The organism is Pseudoalteromonas sp. 2CM37A (genome assembly GCF_023161885.1).
GTDB lineage: Bacteria > Pseudomonadota > Gammaproteobacteria > Enterobacterales > Alteromonadaceae > Pseudoalteromonas > Pseudoalteromonas atlantica.
This window is the reverse complement of the sequence record NZ_JALNTJ010000002.1, coordinates 297,144-312,356: the sequence shown is the minus strand read 5'-3', so window position 1 is coordinate 312,356 and position 15,213 is coordinate 297,144. Positions and strand designations below refer to the sequence as shown.

The window sequence follows — 15,213 nt, the reverse complement described above, 5'->3', positions numbered from 1 at the left end:
CCAATAAAGTATTAACTTGTTATTTACAAGCAATGCTATAGTTAGTTATATCGTTTTGGGTGTTGATTCAGTAAAAATAAATGACGAACAATATAATAATAAAAATCAATATGGTGTGGTTTCGCTTTTTTGTGCTCCTGTTATTTTTACTAACAAGTAGTGCTACATTTGCCAGTAGCTCTTCACTAACTTCATCTGATATAAAATCAATCCAAAGCCTGCTTAGTGATATTAAAGCCAACAAGCTAGATTACCTTTTACACCAAAAACAACTAACCCGCGCTTATAATGTCACTAAACATACAAAGCATAAACAGTTGCACCTTGAAGCGGCTGCCTTATATTCAGAGCTACTTTTTCGACAAGAACAATACACCGCGCTAAGTACCCATTTGCTAATGTATTTAAAGAGTACTGAGCTTGTAACATATAAAAACAGTCACCTACTATTTTTAGAGGCTCAGCTTAAGCTTTTCGCAATTAACAAAGAGCTAAGTAATGCGCAATCGCTTGCTAATCAACTGCAAACGCAGGTAAAACAGCTTTCTCCTAACGAACAAATCATTGTTTTTCGGGCTATAGCCTATTACTACACCGAAACCGACGAACTTAAAAAAACGCTAAGTGCGGCGTTAACAGGTTTAGAGCTTGCTATAAAGGAAGAAGACATAGCCTCACAGGGCTACTTTTTTAGAAAAATTGCCGACGCTTACAACTACCTCTACAAAGATGATAAAGAAAAAGCCATTTATTATGCCCAAAAAGCGGTAGATGCCTACGAGCAAACAAGCGACGGCCTATTTACTGCTAAAGCTTACTGGAGTTTAGGAAACGTATTACTTGAGGTCGGTCAGCCTAAAAACGCGCTTGTATACTTAAATAAAGCGCTGGCTTATTTTAGCAAAGTTAATATGAAAAAAGGTTTAGCCTTCGCTCAATATTCTATTGCAAATATTCAATACCTGCAGGGTAATTACGATACAGCTTTAATGCTTACAAACAAAAATATTGCACTTGCAAGCTCTGCCGGCATTAATGACATGCATTTAGCATCAATGATTTTATTATCAGACATCTACACAAAGCAAAATTTATTAAATAAAGCCAACCAAGTAAACGACGAAGTATTTTTAAACCTAGATAAATTTAGCCGCAGCATTTATAAGGCTGATTTTTTAAGCAAACGCTATAAATTAAAGCGCCAGCTTAACTTCACCGAAGATGCATTTAAAGCTATTGAAGATGAGCTTGCTTATACAATAAAACACTACGAAGCCACCAGCGAAACCAATATAAAAACTTTACAAGTTAAATTTGAAGTAAAAGAAAAAGAAGACAAAATTTTACAGCTAGAATACGAAAAAGACATAAACAAACTGCAGGCTACAGAAGAACACCAGCAAAAAATAATTTGGCGCTTAAGTGCCTCAATTGCCTTTATTTTGGTCATCGTGTCGCTATTTTTATTTTACCGCCAAATGCGCCAACGTAAAAAATACCATGCTATAGCATTAACCGACTACCTAACTAACAGCTTAAATCGGCGTGGCATTTTGCAAAAAGCAAATGAGTGTTTATCCCAGCAGAGCTTAGCAATAGCTATTGTCGATTTAGATTACTTTAAAGCTATTAACGACAAATTTGGCCACGATATAGGAGATTTAGTACTTATAAAGTTTGCTCAAGCAGCAAAAGACACACTAAGTACTAACGATAAGTTTGGGCGCTATGGCGGCGAAGAGTGGCTATTTGTTTTAAAAACGCAAAATCGCGATAAAATAAACAACTTTTTTGAAAATCTTGAGAATAAGTTAGCGCAGTACTGTAGTCATATTGAGGCATTGCCAAGTAAAACACACGTTACCTTTAGTGCTGGCGTGGCAATAAGTGATGCTAAAAGCGACTCACTTAGCGAGCTAATTAAACGTGCAGACCAACAACTCTATAAAGCAAAAGAAAATGGCAGAAACCAAATAGCAATCGCGTAAATATACGTTATTAGTCACCTTCAATAATCATTTGTTTTATTTTTATCGCTTTTTCAAAGTGATCTAACTTATGGGTGTGTATCCACCACGTAGCGGCTTGCATCAGCAGCTCTGGATTGTCGTTTTTATTTGCAAAAAAAGCGTAAAAAGAAAGGCCTACGTTTTCGCCTTTGGCTGCTATTTTTTTATCGCACACAGCTATAATTTTTGCTTTTAGTTCTTCCTGCATACATACCTTATTTAATTGTATTTTAATTATCTAAATATACCGTTTAAAAAACTAACAATTAGCTGTAAAAGACTTCTATCAACAATACTATGATTCTGAAACTCTTTATTAGGCGTATTTACTTTTGTAGCTTTGCATTCATTATTTAGCGGCTCATTTTTATGTATATTGGTTTCATAAGCTATATCAGCTTGCTCCATACATTGAGCAGAGCCCGCATAAGGCTTTGCCGCACAGCCAGTTAAAAATATACACAATGAAAATACAATTAAAAACGCTTTCATATTCAATCCTATTTTACGCACCCTTGTGCTTTAAATTATAGCTGTAAGTTTGCTTACTTAGTCGGCTATTAAAACAAGTAGATCAATAAAAAACACACCAACTTCATCAAAAAAAGTGTCGCCTTTAGCATCCTTTTTTATTTGAGCGCTTACACATTCATTGTAAACCTCTGAGCTTGTTTTAGCGCCATTTAGCTCAGTCATTTCTGCCTCTTGTATGCATACACGTCGTTCAGAATGCTCGGCTGTACTACATGCACTTAATAACGCGCACAGTAATAATGCTGTAGTGGGGCTTTTTAAGTTCATCCTTAAACTATCCTAATATCTAAAGTTTTATAAAAATATAGGTAAGGCAAGTATGTACAGCTTGTACCCAAATAATGCGCTACTTTACCACCTCAATAAAATACCCAACCAGTAAAAATATGTAAGCTTATGTAGCGTCAAAAGCAATCACCTCTTTTAATCTGAAAAAATTGCAGCTGTTTATGTGTAAAAGTTACAGAGCAACGCCATCCAAACCAACCAAAAGTACATTAAAGTCAATTATATCAACATATTAAAATCTGGCACTGCGCTTGCTTTTTAAAAGTTTATAAAGCAATTACAGCAAGGAAAGAGTTATGAATATTTTTGAAGCGCTACGTCACGACCACGATAAACAACGCGAGTTAGTAGATGCCCTTATTCAAACGCACGGCGATACGCAGCAGCGCCACAAGCTAATGGACGAGCTAAAAACCGAATTAGAAGATCATGCAAAATTTGAAGAGCGTTATTTTTATAACCCACTTATGTTTGACGATCTAACGCACGAAAAAGCACGCCACAGCGTTGCTGAACACCATGAAATTGACGAATTAATAGAACAACTTGAAGACACCGAAATGAGCTCATCGGCATGGTTAGTTGCTGCTAAAAAATTGCACCATTTAGTGCATCATCATTTAAGCGAAGAAGAACATGAAGTATTTCAATTAGCGGGTAAAGCCCTAACCGAAGGGCAAAAAGAAAGCCTAGCTAAACAGTACAACGATGCCATGCATTAGTTATTAATTAAACCGACTTCCATACACTCCCTTGTGTACTTATTGGTTATAAGCCGTATGGCTTATAACCATTTTTTTTGCAGTGCTACTTAATGGTAAATTTAACGTCTTGCTCGCGTAACACATAAAGTGCAAAACACGCTGCCCACATTGGCCACGCTGTAAAAAACAATAAGTTATTAAAGCCATCAATATACTGATTATAAGATGAAAGCGTTGATAGGCCGTGCATTACAAATATAACGCCATAAGTAAGGCGCTTTTTAATACCCGCTAAAAAAGCCAACACTAAAATAAGCTGTAACGCCCCCAGTACATAAGCAACCACATCTGTAGAGCCGCTAACACCATAAAAATGCTCAAAAATTCGTGCGCTATGCCCAGGGTTAACAAACTTATCAAACGTCCACATAATCATTACAATAAATACGCCTAGGCGTAGCGAAAAAAGCGACCACTGCAAACGATTTTGAAAGTCAGTACCTGTTGTACCAGTCATAAAATTTCCTTAAAACTAAATAATTTAATGTTGAAACTAGCAAGACCGCTCAACACATATTTTATTTCACCTTAATGTATAATTTTTTAATAAATTCTGTGCCCTGCTTTGCGTTTGTTTGCGTATAAAACCGCTATTTATAAATTACGACCTATTATGGCAATAACTAACTACAGTATTTGTAAAACAAAAACATAGTGCCTAAAACTGAATAACGCTTTTGAGCAATGTGCTAAACTTTTAACGTTTCATTCTAAAAAACAAAAAGAATTAATATTTACTGAAAGTTATTCACAAAGCTGCAGGTCTTTATTGCCACATTCACACTAACCAAAATGAGAACCCTTTTGAAACATTCATATTTGGCACTTTTTATAGCCGCTTCACTCACACCTAATTTTTATGCTCATGCGGCACAATCTGCAGCTAATACCGACTCAATTGAACGTATTGAAGTAGCAGGCCAAACGATTAAATCTCAAGGGCTTTCTGTAAAAGATGCCACTATTAACGGCCCCTTCGGCGACAACCTTGCACTGCAAGACATAGCACGCTCAGTAACGCCTATTTCAAGCGAGTTAATAGAGCAACTAAATATTACTACCCTACAAGACGTACTAGCCGTGAGCCCAAACACTTACTCTGCAAGTGGCTTTGGTGCGCCAAGCTTACCTACTATTCGTGGCCAACTGGGTGAGCTTTTTCAAGATGGTACACGTCGTCAAGCGGGTAATAATGGCTTTGGCGTGCCGTTATCGTTCAATTCTGTAGAACAAATAGACGTAGTAAAAGGTGCACCACCTGTTTTATTTGGTTCAAGCCAACGTAACGGTGGTTTTGTAAATTTACACTCAAAGACTGCCTCTACAGATGAAAGTAAAGGTAAAGTTAAACTCTCAGCCGGGCGATGGGATCAATACAGTGCCCGGGTAGATTACACTGCCCCCATTATAAAAGATAAAGTGGGCCTTAGAGTAAGTTACGAGCACCTTGATGAAGGCAGTTACTACGATTACTCAGGCACTAAAAGCGACAGTTTATTTGCAGCACTACGCATATTGCCCGATGATAAAAGCAGTTGGGATATTAACTTTGAGCTATACCAAGTTGAATTTACCGACAACGCCGGTATTAACCGCCCTACCCAAGCCTTAATTGATGATGGCCTTTATATTACCGGCCAAGGCGTGCAAGCCAATGGTAGTACCGTACCAGCAGCGGGTTCAATTGTATCGCCTACTGGGCAAGTAAAAATAGATCGCAGCACCGTACTTACCGACCCTGATAACCAAAACGAAGCTACAACTTATTTAATTCACAGCATTTATAAGCGCGAGCTAAGTGCTAATGCCTCACTTAAAAACATTACGTATTTTCAGCATTTACAGCGTGAAGAAATAGCCCAAAACAGCTTTGTAGAAATTATAGACGGCGCTGATACAGCGCAAAACCGTACTGAGCTTACTTACCGCTGGAACAGTGACCAGCAAACAATTTTTGCTTTTGACGTACGCTATAACAAAGTACTTGGCTACAGCCAATTTACTACCGAGGCCGATTTACCTATTGATTTAACTGGCCCACTTTCAAACCGCCGCATTCCCTTAACCGATGCACAAAAAGCACGTTTAGTAGAGCTAAGCCCAGGTGTATTTGTATCGCCTGGTGGTCAATACGATTTAGATAACGATGGCAGCGGCGACTTTAACTTATCAGACACCACCGATTCACGTTCATGGCAAACAGGGCTTGCTATTCAGCAAGATTCAGATTGGGGCGATAAACTTCATACCAGTGCGGGTTACCGCGTTGACTTTTACGATGTAGAAGCAAACGACCCTATTGCACCACAAGGTCAAGTTGCCGCAAGCGACAGCATTAACGAAACCCTGCATTCTGGCCAAGTTAGCTTTAATTACAAATTAAATAGTGATTACACCACTTATGGTGCAGCAAGTTATAACGAAGCAACATCAAACAGTATGGCTGGCGGTACATCACTTGGCGGCGATAACACAATTAGCGCACAAAATTTTGCAACCGAAAACACCTTAGTTGAGTTTGGCTTAAAGTACGCCCCAACCGACAGAGACTGGTACGCTGATGGCGCGGTATTTAGCCAGCGCCGTAGTTTACGTAATCGCGACGGCAGCAATACAGGTATTCGTACTACAGGTTTTGAAAGCCAAGTATTTTACGATGCCTACCCATATTGGCTAAGTGCGGGTTACAGCTACATAGACGCTCGTTACGACAATTCTGCAAGCAGTCAAGATTCTGCTCAAGTAATCGATGCGTTTGACAATTCACGCCCAGATATTATTGCAGGTACCGGCGTTGGCGCACCAAGTTTTACCGCGTTTGCACCTTCAAACCGCCAAGTTCAGGGCATTCCTGAGCAATCGTTCAGTTTTAACGGAAATTATTCAATTAATTCGAAATGGCAAATGGGTTTTTCAGGTCTATATACAAAGAGTTACCCATTAGACTTTTTAGCAACAGTTAAAATTCGTGATCAATACACGCTAAACGTTAATACTAGCTACGCATTTACGCCTAGGACTAAGTTGCGATTAGATGTAAACAATGTCACTAATCAAAAAAACTGGCGCCCAGTATTTGAAGGGGGTTACTTTGGCGCAACATTGGCATTTCCAGAACTGCCAATAAACGCAAAATTAACACTAACCCATAATTTTTAAGAGCGGTTGAGAGAACATGATTAAAAAACTATTTTTGGTATTGATTGCAGCAGCGGCTATAGGCTTGTTCTTTCACTTTAATTTACACCAGTTACTTACGCTTGAAGGCTTAAAAGGGTCGATGGATCAATTTAGCCAATATAAAGAGCAATCACCATTGTTGGTTTTTGGTGGCTTCTTTTTATTATACGTAGTGGTAACGGCACTCTCATTACCGGGGGCGGCTATATTAACACTAGCCGCAGGTGCGTTATTTGGCTTAGTTGAAGGCTTATTGGTTGCCTCGTTTGCCTCTACGGTAGGTGCTACGCTTGCCTTTTTAGTATCGCGTTACTTACTGCGCGATACAATTAAACAGCGTTTTCCTGAGCGCTTAGACGCTATTGACGCAGGCGTTGAAAAAGAAGGTGGCTTTTACTTATTTACGCTTAGGTTAGTGCCAGTATTTCCGTTCTTTTTAATTAACTTATTGATGGGTGTTACCGCAATTAAAGCATGGACCTTTTACTGGGTAAGCCAAATAGGCATGCTGGCGGGTACATTTGTATTTGTAAACGCGGGTACGCAACTTGCGCAAATTGAGAGCTTATCAGGCATTTTATCACTCGATCTTATTTTATCGTTCGCTTTATTGGGTGTATTCCCTTTTATTGCTAAAGGAATCTTAAACGTGTTTAAAAAACGTCGCGTATACAAAAATTACACTAAACCTAAAAAGTTTGACCGTAACATGATTGTTATTGGCGCAGGTGCTGGCGGCTTAGTGACAAGCTACATTGCAGCAGCTGTTAAAGCAAAAGTAACCCTTATTGAAGCCGGCGAAATGGGCGGCGACTGCTTAAACTACGGCTGTGTGCCAAGTAAAGCGGTGATTAAAAGCGCTAAAATTGCCGAGCAAATTCGCCATGGCGAACATTATGGCCTTGAAAACGCGACACCGCAGTTTTCGTTTAAAAAAGTAATGGCACGAGTACACCAAGTAATTGCCGACATCGCACCACACGATAGTGTTGAGCGTTACACTAACCTAGGCGTAGATGTAGTAAAAGGCTACGGTAAATTATTAGACCCGTGGACTGTAGAAATTAAGCTTAACGACGGTGGCACGCAAACATTAACCGCCCGTACTATTGTTATTGCCACTGGTGCACGCCCATTTGTACCGCCACTTCCTGGTATTGAAGAAACAGGCTATGTAACAAGCGATACATTATGGACTAAATTTGCTGAGCTTGAAGAAGCCCCTAAAAAGCTTGTTGTACTTGGCGGTGGTCCAATTGGTAGTGAACTTGCACAAAGCTTTGCACGCTTAGGCTCAAATGTTACGCAAATTGAAATGGCTGAGCGTATTATGATCAAAGAAGACTTAGAGGTGTCTACCTTTGCTCACGAAGCGCTTACTGAGAGCGGCGTAAACATTTTAACCTCGCATCAGGCACTGCGCTGTGAAGCGCGCGACGGTAAAAAGTTCATTGTGGTAAAGCATAATGATACCGAAATCGATATTGAATACGATGAGCTACTATGTGCTGTGGGCCGAAGCGCGCGCCTTAAAGGTTACGGCCTTGAAGAACTTGGCATAGAAACTAACCGCACTGTAGTCACTAACGAATACCTTGAAACGCTTTACCCTAACATTTTTGCCGCTGGCGATATTGTAGGTCCGTATCAGTTTACGCACGTAGCCGCTCATCAGGGTTGGTACGCAGCAGTAAATGGCTTATTTGGTAATCTTAAAAAGTTTAAAGTAGATTACCGTGTTATTCCGTGGACCACATTTATTGACCCAGAAGTAGCACGTGTTGGCTTAAACGAGCAAGATGCTATTGATAAAGGCATAGACTATGAAATCACTCGCTTTGAATTTGAAGAGCTTGACCGCGCCATTACCGACAGCGCCACAAAAGGCTTTATTAAAGTAATTACACCAAAAGGCAAAGACAAAATACTCGGTGTTACTGTGGTATCTGAGCACGCTGGCGATTTAATTGCTGAGTTTGTACTGGCAATGAAACACGGTTTAGGCCTTAACAAAATACTAGGCACAATTCACAGCTACCCTACGTGGGCTGAAGGTAACAAGTACGCAGCAGGCGAGTGGAAACGCGCTCACGCACCTGAAAAAGTACTTAACATGCTTGAAAAATACCACACATGGCGCAGAGGCTAATATGTTTAAAACACCTTTAAAAGCGCTCTTGTTAGGTAGTGCTTTGCTTGCAACACCGTTTGCAACGTCATTTTCGGCCCAAGCTCAAAATATGCACGACAGCTGGAATACATTATTAAACAACCATGTTGTAGCTATTAATCATGGCCACAGCACAGAGGTTGATTATGCAGCAATTAAAGCTAAGCACAGTGAACTTAAAACCTATTTAGATTCGCTATCGGCTGTTACGCAAAACGAGTTTGATACATGGGAAAAACCGAAGCAACTTGCGTTTTTAATCAATGCGTATAATGCCTTTACTGTTGAGCTTATATTAACAAAATACCCAAACCTTAAATCAATTAAAGATTTAGGCAGCTTTTTTAGCTCACCATGGAGCAAAGAGTTTGTGCCATTACTTGGTAAAACGCGCAGCCTTGATGATATTGAGCATGGTTTAATACGTGGCAGTGGTAAGTACAACGACCCACGCATTCACTTTGCTGTAAATTGCGCAAGTATTGGCTGCCCAGCCCTACGTGAAGAAGCCTACACTGCCACTGATTTAGACAGCCAATTGCAAGCGCAAACGGTGCGTTTTTTATCAGATACAACCCGCAATATAGCGCAAGGTAACACGCTAAGTGTATCTTCAATATTTAAGTGGTACGGTGATGACTTTGAACAAGGTTTTAAAGGCGCCAACACGCTGCAGCAGTTTTTTTTGCAATACCCTAAAGCACTAAAACTGGTACCCGCTCAGCAAAAAGCGCTTAAAAATAACAACATGAAAGTTAAGTTTTTAGACTACAACTGGGATTTAAATGCTCGCCAATAAATTTTGGCAAACATTATCGCGATACAGCTTTTGCTGTGTCGCGTTTTGCATTTGCCTTGTTATTAGCTTTAAAAGCCTAGCAAGTTCACAACTACAAAGCCGTTGGCAACAAATAGAAAGCTTAGGTAAAAACCAAAGCGTATATTTTTATGCGTGGGGCGGCGATGCGCAAATAAATGCATATATTAAATGGGCTGCGCAGCAAGTAAAAGCCAAATACAACATTAACTTAGTACATGTAAAACTCAGTGATACCAGCGAAGCCGTTAGCCGGGTACTTGCCGAAAAATCAGCAAACAATAACGATAAAGGCAGCGTAGATTTAATTTGGATAAACGGTGCTAACTTTGCCACCATGAGCGAGCACTCGTTATTACTTAAACAATGGGCTAATAAGCTGCCTAATTTTAGCTACACCGACCCTAGCAATAATCCCGCTGTTAATTTTGATTTTGGAATACCCACCAACGGGATGGAAGCACCTTGGGGCCAAGCATCACTCACTTTTTACTACGACAGTTTAGCAATCGACGGCACTGCAAATAACACACTACCAACAACCCTAAACCAATTACTTAGCTGGAGCGCACAAAATCCAGGGCGCTTTAGCTACCCAAAGCCGCCTGACTTTTTAGGCATGAGCTTTTTAAAATACGCGCTTGTTATGCTACATCAACAAAGTGATGAAACACTTAAAGCACAGTTAAATCAGCCAGCTACTGCACAAAACACAGCCCAAGTATTAAACCCATTATGGGACTTTTTAAATAAACTGCACCCAACACTTTGGCGCGGCGGTAAACACTTTATGCAAAGTGGTGCACAAATGCGCCGTTTAGTAGGCGACACCGAGCTAAGCATAGCGTTTACGTTTTCAGCACCCGAAGTGCCCGCAGCCGTTAAACGTTATGATTTACCAAAAAGTATTCGCAGTTATGCAATGCAAGATGGCAGTTTAAGTAACACCCACTTTGTAGCCATACCTTATAATGCAAGCCACCAGCAAAGTGCGCAGTTAGTGGCTAATTTTTTATTAAGCCCAGAAGCGCAAGCTCAAAAACAAAAAGCGCATATATGGGGCGATAAAAGCGTACTTATTCAATCAACGCTAGCACCACAGCAACAAGCTTTATTTAAAACAACGCAACCGCATCCAAGCGCCCTGCCTTTAAATAGTATTAAACGCACGCTAAGTGAGCCACACCCAAGCTGGGTAAATGCTATTTTGCAAGGTTGGCAAGCGCGTTTTGGAGTAAGCCAATGAGTGTTGTTTCAAATAAGTTAGCAGCAAGCCCAACGCTTAAACCACATAAAAGCGCCGATATGTTTAGTAAATTAGTTACATTAAGCCCACGCTTTTTACTGGCATTGCTTATTTTACCTGTAATAGGCGGCTTAATTAGCGTGCTATTGCCCGCTTTTGGTTATGCGCCGGTACTTGAGCACACAACACTTGGCCTACATGGCTTTACTATGCTCATGCAAACACCCGGCCTAACACACATGGTTATGCTTAGTGTTGGCAGCGGATTAATAAGTACCTTACTAGCCTTTACCATTACATTAATGATTTTAGCGGCATTTTTTAATAGTCCGTGGCTTAACCGTATTCAGCGTTTATTGAGTCCCATACTGGTAATTCCCCACGCGGCAGCGGCTATAGCGGTTGGTTTTTTAATTGCGCCTTCGGGAATGATCTCGCGCTTAGTATCGCCTTGGCTTAGTGGGTGGGAACTTGCGCCTAACGGCATGTTTCCGCATGACGCGTTTGGTATTAGTATAATTTTAGGCTTAACCCTTAAAGAGCTGCCTTTTTTACTGTTAATGGCGCTAGGTGTGCTTGCCCAACCTGAGCTTGGCAAAAAACTGCGCCAACAACATAAAGTAGCGCTTAATTTAGGCTACTGCCCTATGACGGCTTTTTTTAAAGTAGTATTACCAAGCCTTTACCCATTATTGCGTCTACCTATTCTCGCAGTATTGGCTTATGCCAGCGCAAGTGTAGAAATGCCACTTATTCTGGGGCCAAATACACCACCCACCTTGGCTGTCGCTATTATGCACTGGTTTAACGATGTAGATTTAAACCTGCGTATTAAAGCCTCAGCGGGGGCACTATTACAGCTTGTCCTTACTGGTGGTTTACTAGCTCTTTGGCTTGGCGGCGAAAAAGCGATAAAAGCATTATTTAGTGATTTACTCACCAATGGCGAGCGAGAATATGGCGGCGTTTATTGGCAAAAAATAACAACCGTATTAACAGTATTTGTAATTGGCTTTATTTTGCTCTCGTTAATTGGCTTAATTATGTGGTCGGTTGCGGGATTTTGGCGTTTTCCGGCGGCACTGCCCGATCAGCTCACGCTACTTCACTTTAAAAGTGCGCTAATGCAAATGCAAAGCCCGCTTTTTAATACCCTTGCTATAGGGCTAGTTACTACGTTATTTGCCATTATTATTACGCTTTTGTGCTTAGAATCAGAGCAGTTAAGTGCCAAACCCATGTCGCGCTTTACCAGCTTAATTATTTATTTACCGCTGCTTGTGCCAAGTATTGCGTTTTTATTTGGCCTAGTGTGGCTGCAACAACTAGTAAATAACCAGGCCGCGTTTTTTAATGTGGTATTTACCCATTTATTGTTTGTACTACCGTATGTGTTTTTATCACTTTCGAGCAGTTATAGGCGCTTAGACCCTCGCTTTGCTAATGTAGCAGCAAGCCTTGGCGCAACGCCCTGCAAAGTATTTTTACAAGTGAAATTACCCCAGTTATTTGCTCCTATTTTAATTGCGGCGGCACTTGGTTTAGCCATTAGCTTTGGCCAATATTTACCTACACTTTTAGCCGGTGGCGGGCGCATAGCAACCATAACAACCGAAGCGGTTACCTTTGCTAATGGCGCAAGTAGGCGCACCAGTGCGGTGTATGCCATTATGCAAATGGCATTGCCACTCATTGGCTTTATACTGGCGTGGGTGTTACCTAAGTACTTTTTTAAAAGCGCCCATCGCTAACCCATAAATTAAAAGGTTTTTAATGCAGTCATCTTTAGAGATTAAAAATTGTGAGCTTTATCGTCAAAACCAACAATTACTTAGCTTAAACGAGCAGGTAAAAGGCGGCGAAATACTCACTGTTATGGGGCCATCAGGCAGTGGTAAATCAAGTTTATTAAATTGGCTTACCGGCACATTACCCAGTGGTTTTAGCGCAAATGGCGAAGTGTGGCTTAACGGCGAAAATATTAATAACTTACCCGCACATTTACGCCACATAGGCGTGCTTTATCAAGATGCGTTATTATTTTCGCATTTATCGGTAAGCGGTAACATTGCCTTTGCTATGCCTAAAGGCAATAAAAAACAGCGCCTTGAAAAAATAGAGCACGCCCTTGAACAAATTGGATTAAAAGGCATGGCTAATCGCCACCCCGACAACCTCTCTGGTGGGCAACAAGCCCGCGTTGCTTTATTGCGTATGCTATTGAGCGAGCCAAAAGCTATTTTACTTGATGAGCCCTTTAGCAAGCTCGATACCCAATTAAGAGTAGATACGCGCGAGCTAGTATTTAGCCAAATACGCGAGCATAAATTGCCCGCTATTATGGTAACCCACGATCATAGCGATGCAGAGGCCGCAAACGGCAAACTGATCACCTTAAATTTAGCCAAATAAACGCACAAAAAGTACAAGGCACCAAGCATGTTAGACAAATACATCACCCCAGTAATAAAGCCACTGTTAACTCCTGTTGTGGCGTTAATGCACAAACGCGGCATAACGCCCGACCAACTTACTGTGGTAGGCTTTTTAATAGGCCTATTAGCTGTGCCATTAATTGCGTTTGAAATGTGGTACGCAGCGTTAACGGCTATTGCTTTAAATCGTATTTTAGATGGGCTAGATGGCGCATTGGCACGCCATGCAAATTTAAGTTCAAGCGCTGGCGGCTTTTTAGATATTACTCTCGACTTTTTATTTTATGCGGCAATTCCGCTTGGCTTTATTTTGGCAAACCCCGAGCAAAACGCCATTGCAGGTAGCATATTACTGGCCACCTTTATAGGCACTGGCTCAAGCTTTTTAGCCTTTGCCATAGCCGCCGAAAAATTTAAGCTCGAAAAACCCCAGTTTAAATACAAAAGCTTTTACTATTTAAATGGTTTAACCGAAGGCACAGAAACCATCGCGCTGTTTATTGCCTTTTGTATTTGGCCGCAGCACTTTGCCCTAATGGCGAGTATTTTTGCCACTGCGTGCGCTATTACTATTTTTACACGTATACATGGTGGTTATAACACGCTTAAACGCCAAGAAGCTGATGAGGTTACACAAGCCAATGAGTAATGAAATTTGGTGGCGATTAGGATTCTTTTTTAGCATTTTGGTTATTATGATGCTGCTAGAATTGCGTATGCCTGCCCGTAAATCGCCGATAAAAAGTACCACCCGGTGGTTGGCCAATTTTGGACTGGTGTTTACTGCCTCTGTAATTGCTCGCTTAAGTGTACCAATAGGCTTAACTGCCGTAGCGCTTTATAACCAAGAGCACGGTATCGGTTTATTTAATCAAATAGCCACACCAAGTAGTGTTGCTATTATTTTAAGCATATTACTGCTTGATATAGTTATTTATTGGCAGCACCGGCTTTTTCATCAAGTGCCTATTTTGTGGCGCTTGCACCGTGTGCACCACGCCGATGCCCATGTAGATACCAGCACAGGTTTGCGTTTTCACCCTATCGAAATTGTACTCAGCATAGTTATAAAATTGATTGCCGTTACCGCTTTGGGTGTACCTGCTATTGCTGTATTAATATTTGAAATAGCACTTAATGGATTAGCGCTGTTTAACCACGCCAATATACGTTTACCCAATGCCATAGAAAAACCACTTCGGCTCATATTAATGACCCAAATACTGCACCGTATTCATCATAGCCAGCGCGTGAGCGAAACCAATTCAAACTATGGATTTAGCGTTATTTGGTGGGATAAACTGTTTGGTAGTTACAAAAATGAAGCGCAAAAAGCCGATAACGACATAGATATAGGCTTAAAAGAATACCCTAACCCGCAGCAAAACGCCTCGCTGTGGGGCTTGCTAATTATGCCGTTTAAACGTAAATAAGTTGCTATTTCAAGTGGCTACAATACTCTTAAAATAAACAATAAATTAAGGGGTAAATGCGTATTTAAATTTACACATTTACCTTATTAAACCCCGCCAAAGCCTTACCCCCTAAAATTTAGCCTTAACAACCTAAACACTTAAAGGGGATTGTTAACCTATTGAATGCTATACCACTTTCACTTTATTTTTAACTTTCGTTTTTTGTAAAAAAGCAAAATTACACGCCATATAGTTAGCCTAATGCAGGTAAATCATCGCAATTAGCGCTAAACGTAATTGCTACAGGTCACTTTAATATTTACCAATTAAGTAAAATATTAATAGATGTATTAAA

14 protein-coding genes are annotated in these 15,213 nt (G+C 40.6%); 10 read left to right on the top strand and 4 right to left on the bottom strand.

Going from position 1 to position 15,213, the window contains the following annotated elements; translation table 11 throughout:
- Positions 1-80: 80 nt before the first annotated feature.
- On the top strand, positions 81-1,988 hold the full coding sequence (locus MTF68_RS05080; RefSeq protein ID WP_248461871.1) for a tetratricopeptide repeat-containing diguanylate cyclase: 1,908 nt from the start codon (positions 81-83) through the stop codon (positions 1,986-1,988).
- Positions 1,989-1,998: 10 nt separating this feature from the next.
- On the opposite strand, the gene MTF68_RS05075 is transcribed toward MTF68_RS05080, so the two are convergent.
- Genes MTF68_RS05075 through MTF68_RS05065 form a run of 3 tightly spaced genes read right to left on the bottom strand, consistent with a single transcriptional unit; the run spans position 1,999 to position 2,810 of the window.
- On the bottom strand, positions 1,999-2,217 hold the full coding sequence (locus MTF68_RS05075; RefSeq protein WP_004589592.1) for a DUF6500 family protein: 219 nt from the start codon (positions 2,215-2,217) through the stop codon (positions 1,999-2,001).
- Between the two features lie 26 nt (positions 2,218-2,243).
- Entirely contained in the window at positions 2,244-2,501 is a 258-nt protein-coding gene (locus MTF68_RS05070; protein ID WP_248461870.1) for a hypothetical protein, read from the bottom strand.
- A gap of 57 nt (positions 2,502-2,558) precedes the next feature.
- Complete coding sequence (locus MTF68_RS05065) at positions 2,559-2,810, bottom strand: hypothetical protein (RefSeq protein ID WP_004589590.1); 252 nt, start codon at positions 2,808-2,810, stop codon at positions 2,559-2,561.
- A 317-nt stretch (positions 2,811-3,127) separates the two neighbouring features.
- Here MTF68_RS05065 and MTF68_RS05060 point away from each other — a divergent pair, with 317 nt between their 5' ends.
- Positions 3,128-3,553 carry a hemerythrin domain-containing protein gene (locus MTF68_RS05060; RefSeq protein ID WP_004589589.1) on the top strand — a complete coding sequence of 142 codons (426 nt, stop codon included), beginning with the start codon at positions 3,128-3,130 and terminating at the stop codon, positions 3,551-3,553.
- 85 nt (positions 3,554-3,638) lie between these two features.
- Here MTF68_RS05060 and MTF68_RS05055 read toward each other — a convergent pair whose 3' ends face one another.
- Positions 3,639-4,052 carry a hypothetical protein gene (locus MTF68_RS05055; RefSeq protein WP_004589588.1) on the bottom strand — a complete coding sequence of 138 codons (414 nt, stop codon included), beginning with the start codon at positions 4,050-4,052 and terminating at the stop codon, positions 3,639-3,641.
- 347 nt (positions 4,053-4,399) lie between these two features.
- Between MTF68_RS05055 and MTF68_RS05050 the strand changes: the two genes are divergently transcribed.
- From MTF68_RS05050 to MTF68_RS05015, 8 genes are read left to right on the top strand one after another with little or no spacing between them, the layout of a single operon-like run.
- Complete coding sequence (locus tag MTF68_RS05050; RefSeq protein WP_248461869.1) at positions 4,400-6,754, top strand: TonB-dependent receptor; 2,355 nt, start codon at positions 4,400-4,402, stop codon at positions 6,752-6,754.
- Positions 6,755-6,770: 16 nt separating this feature from the next.
- Positions 6,771-8,924, top strand: coding sequence for a bifunctional TVP38/TMEM64 family protein/FAD-dependent oxidoreductase (locus tag MTF68_RS05045; protein WP_248461868.1), 2,154 nt, complete (start codon positions 6,771-6,773; stop codon positions 8,922-8,924).
- A 1-nt stretch (position 8,925) separates the two neighbouring features.
- A complete protein-coding gene (locus MTF68_RS05040) occupies positions 8,926-9,744 on the top strand; it encodes a DUF547 domain-containing protein (protein ID WP_248461867.1) in 819 nt (272 codons plus the stop codon).
- Positions 9,731-11,008, top strand: a complete 1,278-nt coding sequence (locus MTF68_RS05035) for an ABC transporter substrate-binding protein (RefSeq protein WP_248461866.1) — start codon at positions 9,731-9,733, stop codon at positions 11,006-11,008. Before MTF68_RS05040 ends, MTF68_RS05035 begins: the two co-directional genes overlap by 14 nt.
- Positions 11,005-12,759 carry an ABC transporter permease subunit gene (locus tag MTF68_RS05030; RefSeq protein ID WP_248461865.1) on the top strand — a complete coding sequence of 585 codons (1,755 nt, stop codon included), beginning with the start codon at positions 11,005-11,007 and terminating at the stop codon, positions 12,757-12,759. The genes MTF68_RS05035 and MTF68_RS05030 overlap by 4 nt, the downstream gene beginning before the upstream one ends.
- A gap of 22 nt (positions 12,760-12,781) precedes the next feature.
- Complete coding sequence (locus tag MTF68_RS05025) at positions 12,782-13,420, top strand: ATP-binding cassette domain-containing protein (protein WP_024032761.1); 639 nt, start codon at positions 12,782-12,784, stop codon at positions 13,418-13,420.
- Positions 13,421-13,447: 27 nt separating this feature from the next.
- Complete coding sequence (locus MTF68_RS05020) at positions 13,448-14,092, top strand: CDP-alcohol phosphatidyltransferase family protein (protein ID WP_004589581.1); 645 nt, start codon at positions 13,448-13,450, stop codon at positions 14,090-14,092.
- Complete coding sequence (locus tag MTF68_RS05015) at positions 14,085-14,876, top strand: sterol desaturase family protein (RefSeq protein ID WP_248461864.1); 792 nt, start codon at positions 14,085-14,087, stop codon at positions 14,874-14,876. The genes MTF68_RS05020 and MTF68_RS05015 overlap by 8 nt, the downstream gene beginning before the upstream one ends.
- Positions 14,877-15,213: the final 337 nt, after the last annotated feature.

What these genes read in the sequence shown, in the direction of transcription:
- MTF68_RS05080 (WP_248461871.1), top strand. Translation starts at nt 81, where the DNA reads ATGACGAACAATATAATAATAAAAATCAATATGGTGTGGTTTCGCTTT.
- MTF68_RS05075 (WP_004589592.1), bottom strand. Translation starts at nt 2,217, where the DNA reads ATGCAGGAAGAACTAAAAGCAAAAATTATAGCTGTGTGCGATAAAAAA.
- MTF68_RS05070 (WP_248461870.1), bottom strand. Translation starts at nt 2,501, where the DNA reads ATGAAAGCGTTTTTAATTGTATTTTCATTGTGTATATTTTTAACTGGC.
- MTF68_RS05065 (WP_004589590.1), bottom strand. Translation starts at nt 2,810, where the DNA reads ATGAACTTAAAAAGCCCCACTACAGCATTATTACTGTGCGCGTTATTA.
- MTF68_RS05060 (WP_004589589.1), top strand. Translation starts at nt 3,128, where the DNA reads ATGAATATTTTTGAAGCGCTACGTCACGACCACGATAAACAACGCGAG.
- MTF68_RS05055 (WP_004589588.1), bottom strand. Translation starts at nt 4,052, where the DNA reads ATGACTGGTACAACAGGTACTGACTTTCAAAATCGTTTGCAGTGGTCG.
- MTF68_RS05045 (WP_248461868.1), top strand. Translation starts at nt 6,771, where the DNA reads ATGATTAAAAAACTATTTTTGGTATTGATTGCAGCAGCGGCTATAGGC.
- MTF68_RS05040 (WP_248461867.1), top strand. Translation starts at nt 8,926, where the DNA reads ATGTTTAAAACACCTTTAAAAGCGCTCTTGTTAGGTAGTGCTTTGCTT.
- MTF68_RS05035 (WP_248461866.1), top strand. Translation starts at nt 9,731, where the DNA reads ATGCTCGCCAATAAATTTTGGCAAACATTATCGCGATACAGCTTTTGC.
- MTF68_RS05030 (WP_248461865.1), top strand. Translation starts at nt 11,005, where the DNA reads ATGAGTGTTGTTTCAAATAAGTTAGCAGCAAGCCCAACGCTTAAACCA.
- MTF68_RS05025 (WP_024032761.1), top strand. Translation starts at nt 12,782, where the DNA reads ATGCAGTCATCTTTAGAGATTAAAAATTGTGAGCTTTATCGTCAAAAC.
- MTF68_RS05020 (WP_004589581.1), top strand. Translation starts at nt 13,448, where the DNA reads ATGTTAGACAAATACATCACCCCAGTAATAAAGCCACTGTTAACTCCT.
- MTF68_RS05015 (WP_248461864.1), top strand. Translation starts at nt 14,085, where the DNA reads ATGAGTAATGAAATTTGGTGGCGATTAGGATTCTTTTTTAGCATTTTG.